Source organism: Bradyrhizobium sp. Ses1, from assembly GCF_059512365.1.
Genome location: NZ_JCAMOQ010000058.1, coordinates 36,422 through 53,160, shown reverse-complemented (window position 1 = coordinate 53,160; position 16,739 = coordinate 36,422). Strand labels below are relative to the sequence as shown.

Annotated in this window: 19 protein-coding genes, 1 pseudogene and 1 riboswitch; of the genes and pseudogenes, 6 read left to right on the top strand and 14 right to left on the bottom strand. The window is 62.5% G+C overall.

What is annotated here, in order from left to right; translation table 11 throughout:
• The first annotated feature begins 197 nt into the window (after window positions 1-197).
• Together AC5ZG5_RS39140 and AC5ZG5_RS39135 are read left to right on the top strand one after the other, a co-directional pair.
• Window positions 198-422 (top strand): DUF6429 family protein, encoded by a 225-nt coding sequence (locus AC5ZG5_RS39140; protein WP_456644779.1) that lies wholly within the window; start codon window positions 198-200, stop codon window positions 420-422.
• 232 nt (window positions 423-654) lie between these two features.
• Window positions 655-999, top strand: coding sequence for a hypothetical protein (locus AC5ZG5_RS39135; protein WP_130227381.1), 345 nt, complete (start codon window positions 655-657; stop codon window positions 997-999).
• A 179-nt stretch (window positions 1,000-1,178) separates the two neighbouring features.
• Here AC5ZG5_RS39135 and AC5ZG5_RS39130 read toward each other — a convergent pair whose 3' ends face one another.
• The 9 genes from AC5ZG5_RS39130 to AC5ZG5_RS39090 form a co-directional block, all read right to left on the bottom strand.
• A complete protein-coding gene (locus tag AC5ZG5_RS39130) occupies window positions 1,179-1,433 on the bottom strand; it encodes a hypothetical protein (protein WP_028168899.1) in 255 nt (84 codons plus the stop codon).
• A 148-nt stretch (window positions 1,434-1,581) separates the two neighbouring features.
• Complete coding sequence (locus tag AC5ZG5_RS39125; protein ID WP_456644780.1) at window positions 1,582-2,145, bottom strand: mismatch-specific DNA-glycosylase; 564 nt, start codon at window positions 2,143-2,145, stop codon at window positions 1,582-1,584.
• The gene (locus tag AC5ZG5_RS39120) at window positions 2,142-2,528 is read right to left on the bottom strand and encodes a RidA family protein (RefSeq protein WP_456644781.1); all 387 of its coding nucleotides are present in this window, start codon (window positions 2,526-2,528) and stop codon (window positions 2,142-2,144) included. The genes AC5ZG5_RS39125 and AC5ZG5_RS39120 overlap by 4 nt, the downstream gene beginning before the upstream one ends.
• Before the next feature lie 1,494 nt (window positions 2,529-4,022).
• Window positions 4,023-5,921 carry a phosphomethylpyrimidine synthase ThiC gene (gene thiC, locus AC5ZG5_RS39115; protein ID WP_456644782.1) on the bottom strand — a complete coding sequence of 633 codons (1,899 nt, stop codon included), beginning with the start codon at window positions 5,919-5,921 and terminating at the stop codon, window positions 4,023-4,025.
• A gap of 137 nt (window positions 5,922-6,058) precedes the next feature.
• Complete coding sequence (locus AC5ZG5_RS39110; protein ID WP_456644783.1) at window positions 6,059-6,667, bottom strand: thiamine phosphate synthase; 609 nt, start codon at window positions 6,665-6,667, stop codon at window positions 6,059-6,061.
• Window positions 6,654-7,436, bottom strand: a complete 783-nt coding sequence (locus AC5ZG5_RS39105; protein ID WP_456644784.1) for a thiazole synthase — start codon at window positions 7,434-7,436, stop codon at window positions 6,654-6,656. Before AC5ZG5_RS39105 ends, AC5ZG5_RS39110 begins: the two co-directional genes overlap by 14 nt.
• A gap of 205 nt (window positions 7,437-7,641) precedes the next feature.
• Window positions 7,642-7,839, bottom strand: a complete 198-nt coding sequence (gene thiS, locus AC5ZG5_RS39100; RefSeq protein ID WP_456644785.1) for a sulfur carrier protein ThiS — start codon at window positions 7,837-7,839, stop codon at window positions 7,642-7,644.
• Entirely contained in the window at window positions 7,830-8,843 is a 1,014-nt protein-coding gene (locus AC5ZG5_RS39095) for an FAD-dependent oxidoreductase (protein ID WP_456644786.1), read from the bottom strand. Before AC5ZG5_RS39095 ends, thiS begins: the two co-directional genes overlap by 10 nt.
• Window positions 8,831-8,972: riboswitch (TPP riboswitch) on the bottom strand. It overlaps the preceding gene by 13 nt.
• Window positions 8,973-9,026: 54 nt before the next feature.
• Entirely contained in the window at window positions 9,027-9,563 is a 537-nt protein-coding gene (locus AC5ZG5_RS39090) for a transglycosylase SLT domain-containing protein (RefSeq protein ID WP_456644787.1), read from the bottom strand.
• Window positions 9,564-9,845: 282 nt separating this feature from the next.
• On the opposite strand from AC5ZG5_RS39090, the gene AC5ZG5_RS39085 reads away from it, so the two are divergent.
• Window positions 9,846-10,046, top strand: coding sequence for a hypothetical protein (locus AC5ZG5_RS39085; RefSeq protein ID WP_456644788.1), 201 nt, complete (start codon window positions 9,846-9,848; stop codon window positions 10,044-10,046).
• A 2-nt stretch (window positions 10,047-10,048) separates the two neighbouring features.
• Here the strand turns inward: AC5ZG5_RS39085 and AC5ZG5_RS39080 are convergent, their stop codons facing one another.
• Both AC5ZG5_RS39080 and AC5ZG5_RS39075 read right to left on the bottom strand, forming a co-directional pair.
• Window positions 10,049-11,377 carry an ATP-binding protein gene (locus AC5ZG5_RS39080; protein ID WP_456671222.1) on the bottom strand — a complete coding sequence of 443 codons (1,329 nt, stop codon included), beginning with the start codon at window positions 11,375-11,377 and terminating at the stop codon, window positions 10,049-10,051.
• 2 nt (window positions 11,378-11,379) lie between these two features.
• Window positions 11,380-12,132 carry a response regulator gene (locus tag AC5ZG5_RS39075; RefSeq protein ID WP_456644790.1) on the bottom strand — a complete coding sequence of 251 codons (753 nt, stop codon included), beginning with the start codon at window positions 12,130-12,132 and terminating at the stop codon, window positions 11,380-11,382.
• Window positions 12,133-12,304: 172 nt separating this feature from the next.
• Between AC5ZG5_RS39075 and AC5ZG5_RS39070 the strand changes: the two genes are divergently transcribed.
• The 3 genes from AC5ZG5_RS39070 to AC5ZG5_RS39060 all read left to right on the top strand — a co-directional run bounded on the left by AC5ZG5_RS39070 (window position 12,305) and on the right by AC5ZG5_RS39060 (window position 14,130).
• On the top strand, window positions 12,305-12,865 hold the full coding sequence (locus AC5ZG5_RS39070) for a hypothetical protein (protein WP_456644791.1): 561 nt from the start codon (window positions 12,305-12,307) through the stop codon (window positions 12,863-12,865).
• Window positions 12,866-13,074: 209 nt separating this feature from the next.
• Window positions 13,075-13,452: a PRC-barrel domain-containing protein gene (locus AC5ZG5_RS39065; protein WP_456644792.1), complete on the top strand. Its 378-nt coding sequence runs from the start codon at window positions 13,075-13,077 to the stop codon at window positions 13,450-13,452.
• 144 nt (window positions 13,453-13,596) lie between these two features.
• On the top strand, window positions 13,597-14,130 hold the full coding sequence (locus AC5ZG5_RS39060; RefSeq protein ID WP_130227369.1) for a PRC-barrel domain-containing protein: 534 nt from the start codon (window positions 13,597-13,599) through the stop codon (window positions 14,128-14,130).
• Between the two features lie 168 nt (window positions 14,131-14,298).
• Here the strand turns inward: AC5ZG5_RS39060 and AC5ZG5_RS39055 are convergent, their stop codons facing one another.
• The 3 genes and pseudogenes from AC5ZG5_RS39055 to AC5ZG5_RS39045 all read right to left on the bottom strand — a co-directional run bounded on the left by AC5ZG5_RS39055 (window position 14,299) and on the right by AC5ZG5_RS39045 (window position 16,639).
• On the bottom strand, window positions 14,299-15,600 hold the full coding sequence (locus AC5ZG5_RS39055; protein ID WP_456644793.1) for a serine hydrolase domain-containing protein: 1,302 nt from the start codon (window positions 15,598-15,600) through the stop codon (window positions 14,299-14,301).
• Window positions 15,584-15,737: pseudogene (locus AC5ZG5_RS39050) on the bottom strand (serine hydrolase); the annotation flags it as partial. The gene AC5ZG5_RS39055 and the pseudogene AC5ZG5_RS39050, both read right to left, overlap by 17 nt.
• Before the next feature lie 53 nt (window positions 15,738-15,790).
• A complete protein-coding gene (locus AC5ZG5_RS39045) occupies window positions 15,791-16,639 on the bottom strand; it encodes a DUF1499 domain-containing protein (RefSeq protein WP_130227368.1) in 849 nt (282 codons plus the stop codon).
• Window positions 16,640-16,739: the final 100 nt, after the last annotated feature.

Below are 16,739 nucleotides of genomic sequence, written 5' to 3'. Positions count from 1 at the left end.
GACCCGCCCCTCATCCGCCGTGAGACGCGCGGAGTTAAATCACTGATTTGCCCGACGGCGAAAGCGGAATATTTTTCGCTGATAGTCTGGACAGACTTTTGGTGATTTGCCCGTCGGGTTATCTTGTCGCAGTCAATTGCAGCCGGTGAAGCCGGTTCACGACAACACAAGACAAGGTTGGTTGCAGGAGGTTTGCGATGCCGCTCAACACCGAGAAGATCGACGATGCAGCGCTGGCGCTGCTCTATCTGACCCTGCACGACGACTATCGGGCATGGAAGGGTTTCGATTGGGATGTGCTCGGCCGGCTCCACGAGAAAGGCATGATCCATGATCCCGTGGGCAAGACCAAGTCTGTCGTGTTCACCCACGAAGGACGTGATCGGGCAAAGCAGCTCTTCGAGACGATGTTCAAGGAGTGAAGGACTTCGCCGCGCTCTCGTAGGGTGGGTTAGCGCAGCGTAACCCACCGAGCCTGCGGGAAGAAAGATGGTGGGTTACGCTGCGCTAACTCACCCTACGGTTCCTCCGCCTTCAAGGCTCGTCCGGCTTCTGCAATGGCTCGCGTGTTACGGAGCTTGTTAACAATTATAAATTGTATTATGGTGCTGCATTCAATTGATCATTGTTTGTTTGTACGAAGAGGAGTTTCCCATGCAAGAGCCTCAATTGAAAGAATTTGAAGGCCTGCCTCGCTCGTCATCTTGCCGCTTGATAGATTTTGATGAGGCGCAGGTTGTTCCCGGCATTGTCCCGAAGACATTCATTCTCATCGTCAGGGGCACCAAGCCCTGGGTGACGATGAAGGTGGATTTGTATCCCCTGATTTATATCAAGCAGCCGGTTTATTGGGGCATTGAGGTGATCGGATGCCAGAGCGGCATCGGGCTTCCCACCAAGGCGCCCTACGAGATTGCGCTGGACATTACGCACACGCTCGGCACCAAGGGAATCGAGGTTGTCGGTGCCGCACACGCGAAGCAGATCAACGTGCCGTAGCGGGCAAAAGCGCGCCCCGACTTCGAGAAGAATCCGGCGCGCAGCGCATCGCGCTGGTCGTGTCCGATGTAGCGTAGGCAAAGCGCAGTGAGCCCACCATCCACGGTTGGTGCAAGAAAGGTGGGCACGCCGCGATAGACGCGCCTTTGCCCACCCTACGCGTATTGCGATTCCACAACTCACAACGTGCAGCGGCGCTGCGTCCGCATCTGTTGCTGCTCGGCCATCGCGGCGGTGAAGGTCGGGACCGGCTTGCTGACGACCTGGTAGGTCGAGGGCCACTGCATCGGTTTCTGCTGCAGGTCCTCGTTCCAGATCTGGCAGATGCCAGTGTTCTCCCAGCGGATCACGTAATAGCCGGCCTCTGCGGGCCTGGCGGCGAAGGCCGCGACAGCGGAGCAGGTGGCGAGGCAGAGGGCGGTAGCGCGACGCATGACGTATCTCCTGTCGAATTGTTCTTTGGCTGCCTCCGCGATTGGCCGAGGCGCCGCCGATCTTTTGTGATCGTTTGTGGCGGTATTGGTACGTCAAGAGCCTGCTCCCTCGAAATCGGGAGGCTGCAATGATTTCATCAACAGCAGTTCACCGGCGGCTTCGAGCGACGGTATGTTGATCCTCCACTCGTTCGCCAGCCCGCAGCCAATCCGCCAGTTCCTGCCACGGCTGCAATGACCAGCTTCCCGAAGCCGCGCCCGATGGCGACGCCAGCACGAAGATATCTGGAAAATCGGGAAGCGCAGCTTGCCGGCCGAGCGCGATCGCCGGCGTCGGTCGTCCGAAGAACAGGGATGCCGCCTTCTTGCTGGTGAACGCGATCGTCTTCGGCCGATAGCGCAGCATCTTGTCCCGGAACGCCGGCACCTCGATAGGGAAGGCGAGCGCCTGGTGGTCCATGCCCGCGCCCGTCTTGCACATGTCGGTGAAGCCGATGCCGAGGTCGAGCAGCGCCGGAAATTCATGCGGCTCGAAGCGGCGCGGCGTGATGCCGACCTCATGCAGCGTGCGCCAGAAGCGATTGCCGGGATGCGCGTAGTAATGGCCGAGGTCGGCTGACCGCTGGCTCGCGGCGGTGCCGACGAAGACCATGCGCAGATCGGCAGCAAGCTGGTCGGGCAGCCGCTCGCGCGGAGCGGGCGCGCCGCTCATGAAGCGCGCAGGTGTGCGACGCCCTCGATCTCGATCAGCATCTTCGGATCGGGCAGCGCCACCACCACGCAGGTGGTGCGTGCAGGATAGGGCGCCGGGCCGAACGCCTCGGCATAGAGCTTGTTCATCGTCGCGACGTCAGACGCCCGCGTCAGCAGTACGTTGACCTTGACGAGATCGCGCACCGTCGCGCCGGCCTCGTCCAGCACGCGCTTGAAGTTGGTGATGACGTTGGCGAACTGTGCCTCGAACGTATCAGGCAGTCCGCCATTGGCGTCGAAGCCGGGGATGCCGGAGATGAAGAGGAGATCGCCGACACGGGCGCCGAACGAAAGCGGCGGCGCCTTGACGCCGGGCGGGGGAGGGAAGTGCTTTATGGACATGGGGGCATCCTCGCGAGGTCGTTGGACAGATGAGATGGAGGATAGACCAGTGGCGGGTATGAGCCAACGGATCGCGCGAATGCACGTTGATGAATAGGCTTCTCAATATGCGGGACGTGCCCGCCCGATCCAGGCAGCCAGCTCCTCAGGGCAGAACGGCAAAGATCGTCCGACCGACGACACAGCCCAGATCAAGCAGCGTTGATGGTGCCAGTCTGCGATGGTGAGAAGAACTAGAGGAGGCTTCTGTTGTCGGAGAAAAATCGCTCGCAGAACCTGCGGATGTGGTCCGGCAGATCGTTAACGGCAGATGACTTCCTGGACTCATCGCAGTCAAGGCGAGGTTGCGTTCCGGCTGCTCTGTTCGCGAGGTGCGCGCCGTCGCTCTCGGCTCGATCCTCAATCCGACGGCGAAATGCAGCTCTTGCTTTGGCGCGGAAGGCGCTATTCGATCGCATGTCGTTGTCCCCATGTCCGCCAATTGAGACCTGCGCGTGTTTCTAGGATGTCTGGAGAATCTGACTAGCTACCAAAATGGCTGGCAACGGCATCCGAAAGTTTGTCGTTAGGGGACCCCTTCAGGTTCGAACATTTCTCAGGCGCGCCACGGCTGCAACAGAACGACCGGGCAAGTGTCCGGCGGTTCTCGCGGCTGTGAATGTTCAGACTAGGTCCTGGATTCGGAGGCCCGCCCTCACCTTTGAATGCGGCTTGGCTATTCTGCCGCTCGGGCCACGCGCACGTCGTTGACGCCCTGCTGCTGGGAAATGACCGAGCAATCGGTTTGTCCTTGTCCTTCCACAGGTTGAAGGATGTGGGCGGCAACCAACATGGCACGGTCATCAGAACAAAACTCTGATGACTTACGATCCAACTCTTCGAGGCTTCTCGGAATGAAAGAATACAGGCATCGGGGCTTCGTAGGCCAGCGACCCGTGCAATTGACTTGAGGATCAGCTTGTATGCGCGCCTCGCGGTGATCTCGGCACCTCCGCGGTCCTGCTGCTGTGGGTCCGCGACGTCGAGCCGAGCCGTTGAAACCACGCCGACGTGATAAGGAGTAGTCTCATTGCCGAAACTCGTCGAGAAAACATAGCGCCAAGGGGATGCCTTGAGATCGAACGGAACGAGCAAGTATTTGAATGACCGCGGTCCCCCATCCGTAGCAGTTGCCCGGATGAACTGATCTCCAACCTTGTCCACGTCGAACTGGGTCGGGGTTGCGAGCAATTCAGGGCCGAGTTGAAGGTCCAATGTTTGCGTTGAAACGGGTGCAGATAGCACTCGTTGGAGAGCGCAAACCAGCGGCTGAACGAAATCGACGCTCTTCAAATCCGAATGGATATAAAGAATGACCTCGCTAGGTGCAGTGAGCCCGCTGCTCGCCACGTGTGGCAGTCCCTGCGCCCATGAAACGGTTACGCTGACGGGAAGCCAAACAGTGACGAACAGAGGCAATAGTCCGCGGGTCAAACCCTTGCGCATCGGTTACTGTCAGAGCGCCTGATTGCTCTCCTTCACCTTCTCCGCGTCAAGATACACATCCCCGCCCATCTCCTTGAACTTGGCACTCATCGCGGCCATGCCGTCTTCGATAGTCCCCTGCATCGACATACCGACGCTCGCCGGATCGTTCAGCGTCGCGGCGTAATCCCGGACGTCCTGGGTGATCTTCATCGAGCAGAACTTTGGGCCGCACATCGAGCAGAAATGGGCGACCTTGTGGGCTTCTTTCGGCAGGGTCTCGTCGTGGAAGTTCTTCGCGGTCTCGGGGTCGAGGCCGAGGTTGAACTGGTCGGTCCAGCGGAAGTCGAACCTTGCGCGGGACAGTGCGTCGTCGCGGAGCTGGGCGGCGGGGTGACCCTTGGCGAGGTCGGCGGCATGGGCGGCGATCTTGTAGGTGATGACGCCGGTCTTGACGTCGTTGCGGTCGGGCAGGCCGAGATGCTCCTTCGGCGTGACGTAGCAGAGCATGGCGCAGCCGAACCAGCCGATCATCGCCGCACCGATGCCTGAGGTGATGTGGTCATAGCCCGGCGCGATGTCCGTCGTCAGCGGCCCAAGCGTGTAGAACGGGGCTTCGCCGCACTCCTTGAGCTGCTTGTCCATGTTGATCTTGATCTTGTGCATCGGCACGTGGCCGGGGCCTTCGATCATGACCTGGCAGCCCTTGTCCCACGCGATCTTCGTGAGTTCGCCGAGCGTCTCCAGTTCGGCGAACTGCGCGCGGTCGTTGGCATCGGCGATCGAGCCGGGACGCAGGCCGTCGCCGAGCGAGAACGAGACGTCATACTTGCGCATGAGGTCGCAGATCTCGTCGAAATGCGTGTAGAGGAAGCTCTCCTTGTGATGTGCCAGGCACCACTTCGCCATGATCGAGCCGCCGCGCGAGACGATGCCGGTGACGCGGTTGGCGGTGAGATGGATGTAGGGCAGGCGCACGCCGGCGTGGATCGTGAAATAGTCGACGCCCTGTTCGCACTGCTCGATCAGCGTGTCCTTGTACAATTCCCAGGTCAGCTGGACCGGATCGCCGTTGCACTTCTCCAGCGCCTGGTAGACCGGCACGGTGCCGATCGGCACCGGCGAGTTGCGCAAAATCCATTCGCGGGTGGTGTGGATGTTGCGCCCTGTCGAGAGGTCCATCACGGTGTCGGCGCCCCAGCGGATCGCCCACACCATCTTCTCGACTTCCTCCTCGACCGACGATGTCACGGCGGAGTTGCCGATATTGGCGTTGATCTTGGTCAGGAAGTTGCGGCCGATGATCATCGGCTCGAGCTCGGCATGGTTAATGTTGCTTGGAATGATGGCGCGGCCGCGCGCGATCTCGCTGCGTACGAATTCCGGCGTGATGAAGGCCGGCACCGAGGCGCCGAAGCTTTCGCCGTCGGCGAGCGCCGCTTCCGCGCGCTCGAGCTGTTGCTTGCGGCCGAGATTCTCGCGCTCGGCCACAAAGATCATCTCCTTGGTGATGATGCCGGCGCGGGCGAATTCGAGCTGGGTGATCTTGTGGCCGTCGAGGCCGCGCAGCGGCTGGTGATGCGCGGTGAAGGCACGCGCCGCCTTGTCGGCGGAGAGGTTGCCGTTGTCCTCCGGCTTGATCGTGCGCCCCTCATATTGCTCGACGCCGCCGCGTTCCTTGACCCAGGCGAGACGATTGCGCGGCAGGCCGGCATTGACGTCGATCACGATGGACGGATCGGTGTACGGGCCCGAGGTGTCATAGACGGGAAGATTGGGCTCGCCGGCGCCTTCGCTTAAGATGATATCGCGCAGCGGCACCCGCACATCAGGCGCCGTGTCGGGGGTCGAGAAAATCTTGCGCGAGGACGGTAGTGGCCCCGTGGTGACGGCGGGAATGGTGGTGTCAGGGTTGGAACGGATGTTCATGGAGTTCCTCCTTCGAGAGCGTTGTTATTCCGTCATTGCGAGGAGCGATAGCGACGAAGCAATCCATTGGCGCCGCAAATCCGGGTGGCAATGGATTGCTTCGCTTCGCTCGCAATGACGGTGGGTGAGGCTTTGCATCACGCGGCCTTTGCGCTTTTGCCAAGCCATTGTCTGACCCGCGCATCGGGGTCGGCGTTCTGGGTGATGTCGGAGACGACAGCAATCGAGTCGGCGCCGGCGGCGAAGATCTCCGCGGCCTGCTCGAACTTGATGCCGCCGATCGCAACCAGCGGGATGTCACCGATGCGCTTCTTCCATTCGGTGATCTTCGGAATCCCCTGCGGGGCGAAGCGCATCGATTTCAGCGTGGTCGGGAAGATCGGGCCGAGCGCGATATAATCAGGCTCGGCTTTCAGCGCGGTCGCCAGCTCCTCGTCGTCATGGGTGGAGATGCCGAGCGTCAGCCTGGCGTTGCGGATCTCGGCGAGATCGGCGCCCTCGAGATCTTCCTGGCCGAGATGCAGATGCTCGGCGCCGGCGACGATCGCCGCGCGCCAATAGTCGTTGACGACCAGCTTTGTCGGTGTGCCCTTGGTCACCGCGAGCGCATCGGTGACGATCTGCAGCGCTTCGGCATCGTTCAAATCCTTGGCGCGGAGCTGGATCGTGCCGACGCCGAGTTTCGTCAGCCGCTCGACCCAGGCGGCGCTGTCGACGACCGGGTAAAATGGATCAGGATACGGCATGCCAGAACGGAGTCCCGATGACAGGAGTGGAGGGGGAGGCGAAATCGCGCGCGTCCATCAGCCCGGCCTCATAGGCGGCGCGGCCGGCCTCGATGCCGAGGCGGAATGCATTCGCCATCGCGACGGGATCGGCGGCCTTCGCGACCGCTGTGTTGAGCAGCACCGCGTCATAGCCGAGCTCGAGGGCGTGGGCCGCATGCGAGGGCGCGCCGATGCCGGCGTCGACCACCAGCGTGATGTCGGGCAGGCGGTCGCGCAGCAGTTTTAGCGCATCGCGGTTGGTGATCCCCTTGGCGCTGCCGATCGGCGCGGCCCACGGCATCACCACCTTGCAGCCGGCATCGACCAGCCGCATCGCCACCGAAAGATCTTCGGTGCAATAGGGGAACACCTCAAAGCCGTCCTTGACCAAGATCGAGGCGGCTTCGACCAGGCCGACGACATCGGGCTGCAGCGTGTCGTTGTCAGCGATGACTTCCAGCTTGATCCAGCTCGTTCCGAACAATTCGCGCGCGAGCTTTGCGGTGGTCACCGCCTCGCGCACGCTGCGGCAGCCGGCGGTGTTCGGCAGAACCGTCACATCAAGTTCGCGGATCAGCGACCAGAACGCATCTCCGGTTTTACCGCCGGCGGCTTCGCGCCGCAGCGACACGGTGACGATGTTGGCGCCGGACGCACGGATCGCGCCTTGCATGATCGCGGGCGAGGGATAGAGCGCCGTGCCGATCAAGAGGCGGGAGGAGAAGGTCTTGCCGTAGAAGTTCAGCACCATGCGTCTCCTCGATCTCGGTTAACTCCCTCTCCCCGTCCTTCACGGGGAGAGGGGTGGGGTGAGGGGCTACCTCCGCAAAAACGGTGGAAGTGAGACTCGCGGAGAGTCCCCCTCACCCGGATCGCATCTTGCGATGCGATCCGACCTCTCCCCGCAAGCGGGGCGAGGTGAAGTGCGGCACGCAGCTGCGTTTCCAACACCATCACCCTCCCTGCCGGGGCGTGATGATTTCGATCTCGTCGCCGGCTTTCAGCGCGGTCTCGGCCCAGCGGCTCTTCGGCAGCACGTCGTAATTCAGCGCGATCGCGAAATGGGTGCCTTCGTAATCGAGCTCGGCGAGCAGCGCGTCGATGTTCGCCGAAGTGATCTCCCGCGGCTCGCCGTTGACGATCACGCGCATCGCATCACCTCATTGTCGATCTGGCCGCGCTCGACATAGGCGAGCGTCAGTTCCGCCAGCGCCGGCGCCAGCAGGAAGCCGTGGCGGTAAAGGCCGTTCACCGAGATCTTCGTCCGGTCGATCGTGATCCGCGGCAGATTGTCGGGAAAGGCCGGGCGCAGGCCGGAGCCGAATTCGAGGATGCGCGCCTCGGCGAAGGCCGGGTGCACCGCATAGGCCGCGCCCAGAAGCTCCAGCGCCGAGCGGACGCTGACGCCGGTGTCCTCGGCCTCGATCGAGGTCGCGCCCAGCATGAACAGATGATCCTCGCGCGGAATCACGTAAAGCGGCCAGCGCGGATGGATCAGCCGCACCGGACGCGACAGCTCCACCTCGGCGGTCTCGATCAGGATCATCTCGCCCTTGACGCCGCGCAGCTCCGGCTCTCCGTCGCGCGCCGACAGGCCGCGGCAATCGATCACGATGCCCTCGAGATCCTCCGCGCTGATGTCGCTGTTGAACTTGATGATGCCGCCGGCGGCGAGGATGCGCTCATGCAGCCTGGGCAGCACGCGGCGCGGCTCGACATGGCCCTCGGCCGGGAAGAACAGCGCGTCGCGGAAACGGCCGTCGAGCGAGGGCTCGAGCTGCGCGACGCCTGACGCATCGAGCCGCTCGTGGCCTTCGGTCATCCGGGCAAAGCGCTCGAAATCGTTGCGCTCGCGCGCATGCGCCACCACCAGCGAGCCGTTGAACGGCGTATCCGGCAATTCGCGCCGCCAGATATCGAGCGAGCGCAGGCCGAGCCGGCTGATGATGGGTTCGGCGACCTCGGCCTCGCAATAGGGCGCCAGCATGCCACCGGCCCAATGGCTTGTGGATTCCGTCATCGCGGCGTCACTGCGCTCGTGCAGAGTGACGGCGTGACCGGCCTGCGCGAACAATAGCGCTTGCCAAGCGCCGGCGATGCCTGCGCCGATGATAGATACGGGGGAATCCCCCCGCGGACTCTTATTCTGGTACATCCCTGTCCCTTCGCCGGTATGACCCGGATCAGGTTCAAAGGGTCACCGCGGTCCCGGATATCGGCCGGAATGGCCAACGCCAAGCGTGCGGTATCTCAGCTCCTCCTCGGAGCACCCCTCGGAACGCGTCTAATGTAAGCGGATACGCCGACCTGTCAACGCCGCGCTTCGCGGCCGTGCCCCTCAGTTACCGGGGACCTGCTGTGCGTCGGCGTCGGCCGCGCTTTCCGGCGCCTCGGCCTCGGTCTGCTCTTTTTGCGCTGCGGCGGCAAGCGTCGGGCGGGATTCTCTCTTGGATTCCTTCAGGTGCTGCAGCCGCTGCTGCTTGGCGGCGTAATAATACCCGGCGGCGTAGTAGCGCACGGCGCGGTCATGGTTGCCGCCGGCGGCGCGATAGGCGCCCGCGAGATATTTGATGCCATAGGTGAGGTTGGTTTCGGGATCGCGCAGGCCCGCCGCATCGCCCTTGTAGCCAAGGCCGCGGGCGGTCGCGAGCTTGATCTGCATCAGCCCGATCGCGCCGCCGCGTCCGACCAGGTTCGGCTGATACTTGCTCTCGCGCACAATCACGCGGTGCACCAACGTATCAGGCACCAGATTGGCCTGGGCATGGGCGGCGACCAGCGCCTCATATTGCGAGCGCTGCTGCGCCTGCGCAGGCGTGCCCAGAAGCACTGCGGCAACAGCCGCAAGCAAGGTGAGGGCGAAAGGGAGTTTCATCGGGCGAGATCTCGGCGACGGAATGGTCTGTTCCACTTACGCAACCGAATTGTTGCGGCCGCCGGGCAGATATGTGGCGAAAGCGGGGCGTTATGCGACGGACTTTAGTAAAGTCTTAGACGACGATTTGCTGCACGGCCGCAAGCTTCTTGTCGCGCAAATGACTCAAAGCCGCGTTAGGATTTTGCATGGCAGGCGCGGGGTTCAGTGCGTTCTGCCGATAAATCAAGAAACGCCAATCAAGAAAACCGACCAAGAAAAGTCGATAACGGGAGACGCATCATGACCCACTTTGATTCCGCTGATCTGCCGCGTGGAAATCCTTGCGCACAATGCGGCAAGCCGATCGCGAAGCCGGACTGGGTCGAGCAGGATGGTGGCCGGATATTCTATCTCTGGCATTGCCGCGCCTGCGATTACCGCTTCGAGGCCATTGCGATCTATCCGGAGCACGGCAGCGAACGCGCGCCGCTCGCGGCCTGACGTCAGGCGGCTGAGCGTCGGCTCTCCGCGCGCATCGGCAACTCGATCCGCGCGAGGAGTCCGTGCGGCTGCTTGTCGTGCAGCGACAATGTCCCGCCATGCGCGAGCACGATCGCGTTGGTGATGGAAAGCCCGAGGCCGAAGCCTTCGGACTCGTCCATGTTGCGCGCATCGTCGCCGCGCACGAACGGCTCCAGCACATCGCGCTTGCGCGCATCCGAAATGCCGGGGCCATCGTCCTCGACTTCGATTGTGATGCTATCAGGCGCGGTGCGGAGCCGGATCGTCGCTTCGGCGCCGAAGCGCACCGCGTTCTCGACGAGGTTGGTGACGCTGCGGTGCAGGTCGTCCGGCCGCACGGTTGCCATCGCGTGTGCGGGGCCGTCGTAGCCCACCTTGTGGCCCATGTCGGAAAACTGGTCGGTGACGAGCTGCAGCGTGCTGGCGATATCGGTCAGCGTCATCGATTCCAGCCTGCGGTCGTTGCGCAGGAACGACAGCACCGATTCCAGCATTGCGCGCATCTGGTCGAGATCGGCAAGCATGCGATTGCGATGGGTCTCGTCCTCGATGAATTCCGAGCGCAGCCGCATCCGCGTGATCGGCGTGCGCAAATCGTGGCTGATCGCGGCCAGCATCTTGGTGCGGTCCTCGATCAGGCTGGTGATGCGCTCGCGCATGCGGTTCAATGCTTTCGCGACCGAACGGATCTCTTCCGGTCCACGTTCGGGCAGCGGCGGGGCGGCGCCGTCGAGGCTGAAGTTTTCGGCGGCGCGCGCGAAGGAGGACAGTGGCGCGGTCAATGCGCGTGCCGCCCACAGCCCGAGCAGCGCGACGCTGATGACCATGAACAGCAGCGTCATCATCCACGGACCGCCGAGGACTGGCGGCCGGTGCCGATCCGCAAGCAGTCTTGCCGAGATCATCGCGCCGTCGGGCAGCACGACGCCGATCTGCGCACCGTTGCCCGCCAGCGGAAACAGCCGATAGGTGCCGCCGAGCCGGCGGTAGAGCAGGTGCAATTCGCGCTCATTCAGTTCGCCGGCAGCAGGCGTGGTGCCGGGCGGCAGGCTTTCGACGCCGAGCTGCGGAAAGGCGTTGTTGATGTCGGCGGACAGCCGCGGCCGTTCCGACGCTGCGGCGGCGCCGAGAAGTTGGATCGCGCTGGCGAGCTGGGCATGTCCGCGGTCGCCCAGCGGCTCCGACTGGTCCGGCCGTGAGATGAGGAAGATCGTGGCGATGATGACGTGGATGGCGATGATCGAGGCGACCACCAGCGCCGCGATCTGCCCGCTGATGCCCCTGAGATTGAGGAAGCCGGAGAGCTTCATCGTCAATTGCCCGCCGCGGTCACCACTTCGATTGTTGCTGTTTCCACTCTTGGCGTGAACATGTAGCCGCCGGCGCGCACCGTCTTGATCATGGTGGCTTCCTGCGGATCGGGCTCGATCTTGCGGCGGATGCGGCTGACCAGGACGTCGATCGAGCGCTCCAACGAGCCCGCGTCGCGCGCGCCCGTGAGGTCGAGCAGGCTGTCGCGCGACAGCACGCGGCCGGGCCGCTCGCACAATGTCCTGAGCAGGTCGAACTCGGCGCTGGTCATGGCGACCTTGGCGCCTTCGGGGTTGCGCAACTCGCGCAGGCGGAAATCGATGCGCCAGCCCTGGAACGTCAGCACGGTCGCGCCTTCGATGGCGCTGGCGTTGCGCGCCGCCGCCTGCCGCCGCAGCACTGCGTTGATCCGCGCCAACAGCTCGCGCGGATTGAACGGCTTCGGCAGATAATCGTCGGCGCCCATCTCCAGGCCGAGGATGCGGTCGACGTCCTCGCCGCGCGCGGTCAGCATGATGATCGGCGTCTGCGAGGTCGCGCGCACCTTGCGGCACAGGCTGAGGCCATCCTCGCCCGGCAGCATGACGTCGAGGATCAGAAGATCGACGCGGTGATCGGTCATCGCGCGGACCATCTCGCGACCGTCGCCGGCGGTGGTGACGTTGCAGGCGTTGTTACGCAGATATTTCGCGATCAGGCTGCGCGTCTCGCGGTCGTCCTCGACGACAAGGATGTTCGGCTGCGGCTGGGCCATGCTGACCTTTTTGTCGATGATTCGGGGTAAGCGGCGAAGATTCTTGTTTCCAAATGTTTCTGACGGCTGCGCGGTAACAGCGGGCAACAGGCCAAAAGGCACTGTTAAGACCGTTAACCCTACCGTCGCGGCGAGTTTCACGCGTACCTATCAGAATCATTTGGAGCATTCCATGACCGCGATCTCGGCTGCCTCCGGCAGCACCTATCAGTCGCCTTTGCAGCGGCTGCAGGATGAACTGCAGTCTGAAATCAATTCCGGTGCCATCAGCTCGTCGGATCAGGACGCGCTGTCGTCGGCGCTGACGGATATCGATGCCTCGATGCAGGCGAGCCGCACCGGCGATCAGACCAGCGGCACGCGGCCGTCGCCGGACGAGATGAAGTCCAAGCTGGATGATCTCATCAACCAGGAAGTCTCGAGCGGCAAACTGACCAGCGATCAGGCGACCGAATTGCACGGCGTGTTCAAGGCCGCCTTCGCGCAGGGCCCCGGTGGTAGCCATGGCCCCCATGGCGGCGCCGGTGGGCCACCGCCGTCGGATGGTTCAACCTCGACCGATGAAGCTGGCGCCACGAGCAATTCCGTCAGCGACATCCTGCAGCAGTTCCTGCAGTCGCTGCAGGAGTCGCTGTCGGCGTCGGCGTCGAGTTCGTACAATTCGGCCGGCAGCGCGAGCACATCGGCTAACGGCAGTTCGTTCTCCGCGCTGCTGGTCGACTACCAGAGCTAAAGGCACGGCTCCTTCCCTACGAACAGCGCGTAGCCTGGGTGGAGCGCAAGTGTAACCCGGGGCCGCTCGTCAACGTTGACGCAGGTGTCCCGGGTTTCGCTTCGCTCCACCCGGGCTACAAAAGGGAAGGGTGGTTGTCTCGTCGATGGCGTAGGAACCAGTCGTCGAATGTGGCGTTGTCTCTCCCGATCATTTGCGGGGAGGGCCAGATGGCAGCCGACGCCAGCACCAAACCGCATCGGCTCATCGCCAGCGACCGTGTCGAGGGCACCGCGGTGCGGCGGCCGAACGGCGAGATGATCGGCCACATCGAACGGCTGATGATCGACAAGGTCACCGGTCAAGTGTGTTATGCCGTGCTCAGCTTCGGCGGATTCTTCGGCCTCGGAACCAATCTGATTCCCTTGCCCTGGGTGCGGTTGCGCTACAACACGCGTTTCGAGGCCTATGAGCTCGACATATCAGATGAAGAGTTGAAACGCGCGCCGTCGTTTCGCGCCGACAAGGATTTCGATTGGGGCGATCGGTCGCAGGAAGCCGAACTGCGTCGCTACTACGGTATACCGCCTTATTGGGGCGGTTTCTGAAAGCGCATGCTCATCGCTTAACTCTGAACTTTTCGACCTGGCGCTCTATTTGTTCGGCGCCACAAGTTCCGTGTCACTTGATACGGAACGCTTGCTGACGTGCCGGGTTCTCTCAGCATCGATTTCGAACTGGAGGATCCGATCATGTTAGCGAAGTATACCATCACTGGTCTCGCGGCTTCGGCCTTGCTTGCAAGCGTCGCGTTCGCGCAAACGCCGAATACGGCGACTGGCGATCGCCCGAGCACCGCGGCGACCACGTCAACCACCGCTCCGTCCTCGTTCCACGGCAACTGGCGCGCGTCGAAAATGGCCGGCCTGAATGTCTATAACGACAACAATGAGAGCATTGGCTCGATCAACGACATGTTGCTGGACAAGAGCGGCAATATCAAAGCGGTTGTGATCGGCGTCGGCGGCTTCCTCGGCGTCGGCGAGCATCTGGTCGCCGTGCCCTTCGAGAAGGTCAAGTTCGTCAACGAGCCGGTCGCATATACCGGCGCGTCGAACACCGGCGCAAAGCCGGCGAGCGGCGCTGGCTCTTCGACGACCACGGGCGCTGCCACAAGCTCGACCTCGAGCTCCAAGTCGAACCCCTGGTACCCGGATCACGCGGTCTACAACGCGAGCAAGGAAGAGCTGAAGGCGATGCCGGAGTTCAAATACTCGACTGATTAAGGTTCTCGCCTTTTCCGAGCAAAAACGCGCCCGGTTCTGCCGGGCGCGTTCTTGCATCAGGGCGCGTAGGTCCGAGAAGGTCCAATACGGACTCGATCTTGCCAGGCGCTGGCCTGGCGTAGGTGCGAAAGATCCGAGAAATGCGAAATAAAACGAGTTTGCGGTTGGTCACTTGCGCAGGCCCCTTCCCATCGCCTCGTAGATCATCGACTTCAAGTTCAGTTGGATCCGTCCCCCCTGTGTGGGCGACATCACCATGAAGACTCCAAGCATGTCGTCCACGGGGTCGACGAAATAGAAACTGCCGCCGGCGCCGTCCCAACGGTATTCACCGAGTGGCCAGTCCGTATTCGGAGGCGGCGAGGTGCGCACGGCAAAGCCAAGACCGAAGCCACTGGTGGGGCCTGGAAAATAGAAGGGATCATGAATGATCCCGGTTTCCGGTCCAATCTGATCCGACGTCATCAGTGCGACTGTCTCACGCTTGAGGTACCGCTTGCCGTCCAGTTCACCTCCATTCAAAAGCATTTGCAGGAAGCGGGCGTAGTCTCCTGTGGTCGAGGCCAAGCCCGCTCCACCGGACTCCCAGCGCCGTGGCAATGTAGGATCCTTGATTCCCGCGACTCGAAAGCGATCGACAGGAAATCCCCTGGCGATCAGCGGCCACTTCGCTTTATCCGTGACATAATACGCAGTGTCGGACATGCCGAGCGGATCGAACAACCGCTGCTTTTCGAATTGGTACAGCGTCTGCCCCGAGGCCACCTCGATGACACGGCCGAGCACGTCGGTCGAATGACTGTAATTCCAACGCGTTGCGGGCTGATCGGCAAGCGGCAGTACTGCGATCCGATCGGCGAAGTCGGCGTTGTTGAAATCCCCAGCATACAATAGAGGATTCGCATAGAGTTTCTGCACCTGGGTCTCGCCGTAGAAGCCGTAGGTGATACCTGAGGTGTGCCGCAATAGATCCCTGATCGTAATCGGGCGCTTCAACGGCTCGAGCTTGAGCGGATACTTTCCTGCTTCGTCGGACATATCGACGCCGACTTTGGCGTCTGCAAAGGAATGAATGTATTTCGATACTGGATCGTCGAGAGCAAGCTTGCCTTCGTCGACCAGCATCATCGCCGCAACCGACGTAACGGCCTTCGACATCGAATAGATCTGGAAGATCGTGTCCCGCGTCATCGGCAGCCCCGTGTCGGGGTCCCGCACGCCGAAGCATTCGAAATGGACTGGCTTGCCATGTTGCTGGATCAGCAGGATGCCGCCAGGAATCTTGCCGCTCGTGATCTCATTGCGAATGGTGTCGTCAAGCTGCTTCAGGGCCGCGGGTGAAAGAGTTGCTACAGCCGGCGTTTCGGATTCGGCACGCAGCTCGAACGCCAGGCCGATGACCAGGCAAAACCCGAACGCTGCCGCGGCAACGCAGCGCAGTGTGGTGTTTTTGGTTTGCCATTGCTTCATAGACGGGCAGCTCAAGGGGGCCGCTGGATGCGCTCGCGCTCCGTAGGGGTCTGCTCCAGCAGCACGAAGAAAGTCTCCTGCTTGCGGTTGATGACCATATAGCAGCCAACGACGTTTTCCAATTGATTGCCAAGGTCAACCGCGCTTCGCGACGAGCTGCCTGCTCGTTACCGGTGTCCGACCCGCCGCCTCACTTCTTCACCGTCTTTGCCTGCACCTTCGGCGGCGCCGGCGCCTTCTTCGGCGCGGCTTTCGCGTTGTCGACGGCGGTGTTGATGTCCTCAATCAGCTTCGACACGCGCGCAGCATTGCTGCCGAGGTCAGCCTCGAAATAGCGCGAGGCCGAGCGGATATCGACCCGCGAATCCTCGCCGTCGGGCATGATGCGGATCGCGACATCCTCGCGGAAGCCCATGATCGGCGTGCGCGCCACCGCCTCGATACGGCCGATGCGGCGCGGTGGCGTCGGCGGACGCTCATCGATCACGAGCCATTTGCGCCGGTTCACCAGTTGCAGCGTCACCGCGTAAGCGCGGTCCACCGGCACCTCGAGCTCGACGGTCTCGATATCGGGATAGGCGCGGCGCTGCTGATCGGCTGAATAGAGCCCGGCATAGACGGCCGAATTGGTGTCGTCGCTGGTGCGCAGGCGCGACAGCGCCTCGAACCGCGGCGGATCGATCGGGTCGGTGGTGATGTCGTGGATCGGCGGCAGCCGGCGATATTGCACGGCGAGATAGGCGGGATAGGCGAGCACCAGCGCGTTGATCAGGAAGGCCAGAAGGATGCGGCCCATGCCGCGCGAACCATTCTGCCAGATCGCGGCGAAGGCGGCGAAGCCAAGCAGGATCGAAAGTCCGGCACAGGCCAGCGCACCGAAGAAGGTCGCCAGCGCCGGCTTCATCTCCAGGAAGCCGAAGCGGACGATGAGGATCGAGACGATCACCGCGACTGCGGAGAAGATCGCGAGGTTGCGTGCCCAGGTGGCGAGGCTGGACACCGGCTCCGACTGATAGGGAACAGAAAACCTGCGGGCCATCGGTGAGAACTGCCGTGTTGTGGCTTGGCCCACTGCCAGGGGCCGGTTGAAAACTCTCAGCTTGAGACCACGGCGGCCCGGCAATTTCAAGGTTTGCGGC

What these genes read in the sequence shown, in the direction of transcription:
- AC5ZG5_RS39140 (WP_456644779.1), top strand. Translation starts at nt 198, where the DNA reads ATGCCGCTCAACACCGAGAAGATCGACGATGCAGCGCTGGCGCTGCTC.
- AC5ZG5_RS39130 (WP_028168899.1), bottom strand. Translation starts at nt 1,433, where the DNA reads ATGCGTCGCGCTACCGCCCTCTGCCTCGCCACCTGCTCCGCTGTCGCG.
- AC5ZG5_RS39055 (WP_456644793.1), bottom strand. Translation starts at nt 15,600, where the DNA reads ATGAAGCAATGGCAAACCAAAAACACCACACTGCGCTGCGTTGCCGCG.
- AC5ZG5_RS39080 (WP_456671222.1), bottom strand. Translation starts at nt 11,377, where the DNA reads ATGAAGCTCTCCGGCTTCCTCAATCTCAGGGGCATCAGCGGGCAGATC.
- AC5ZG5_RS39110 (WP_456644783.1), bottom strand. Translation starts at nt 6,667, where the DNA reads ATGCCGTATCCTGATCCATTTTACCCGGTCGTCGACAGCGCCGCCTGG.
- AC5ZG5_RS39045 (WP_130227368.1), bottom strand. Translation starts at nt 16,639, where the DNA reads ATGGCCCGCAGGTTTTCTGTTCCCTATCAGTCGGAGCCGGTGTCCAGC.
- thiS (WP_456644785.1), bottom strand. Translation starts at nt 7,839, where the DNA reads ATGCGCGTGATCGTCAACGGCGAGCCGCGGGAGATCACTTCGGCGAAC.
- AC5ZG5_RS39125 (WP_456644780.1), bottom strand. Translation starts at nt 2,145, where the DNA reads ATGAGCGGCGCGCCCGCTCCGCGCGAGCGGCTGCCCGACCAGCTTGCT.
- AC5ZG5_RS39085 (WP_456644788.1), top strand. Translation starts at nt 9,846, where the DNA reads ATGACCCACTTTGATTCCGCTGATCTGCCGCGTGGAAATCCTTGCGCA.
- AC5ZG5_RS39090 (WP_456644787.1), bottom strand. Translation starts at nt 9,563, where the DNA reads ATGAAACTCCCTTTCGCCCTCACCTTGCTTGCGGCTGTTGCCGCAGTG.
- AC5ZG5_RS39070 (WP_456644791.1), top strand. Translation starts at nt 12,305, where the DNA reads ATGACCGCGATCTCGGCTGCCTCCGGCAGCACCTATCAGTCGCCTTTG.
- AC5ZG5_RS39120 (WP_456644781.1), bottom strand. Translation starts at nt 2,528, where the DNA reads ATGTCCATAAAGCACTTCCCTCCCCCGCCCGGCGTCAAGGCGCCGCCG.
- AC5ZG5_RS39065 (WP_456644792.1), top strand. Translation starts at nt 13,075, where the DNA reads ATGGCAGCCGACGCCAGCACCAAACCGCATCGGCTCATCGCCAGCGAC.
- AC5ZG5_RS39135 (WP_130227381.1), top strand. Translation starts at nt 655, where the DNA reads ATGCAAGAGCCTCAATTGAAAGAATTTGAAGGCCTGCCTCGCTCGTCA.
- AC5ZG5_RS39060 (WP_130227369.1), top strand. Translation starts at nt 13,597, where the DNA reads ATGTTAGCGAAGTATACCATCACTGGTCTCGCGGCTTCGGCCTTGCTT.
- thiC (WP_456644782.1), bottom strand. Translation starts at nt 5,921, where the DNA reads ATGAACATCCGTTCCAACCCTGACACCACCATTCCCGCCGTCACCACG.
- AC5ZG5_RS39095 (WP_456644786.1), bottom strand. Translation starts at nt 8,843, where the DNA reads ATGTACCAGAATAAGAGTCCGCGGGGGGATTCCCCCGTATCTATCATC.
- AC5ZG5_RS39075 (WP_456644790.1), bottom strand. Translation starts at nt 12,132, where the DNA reads ATGGCCCAGCCGCAGCCGAACATCCTTGTCGTCGAGGACGACCGCGAG.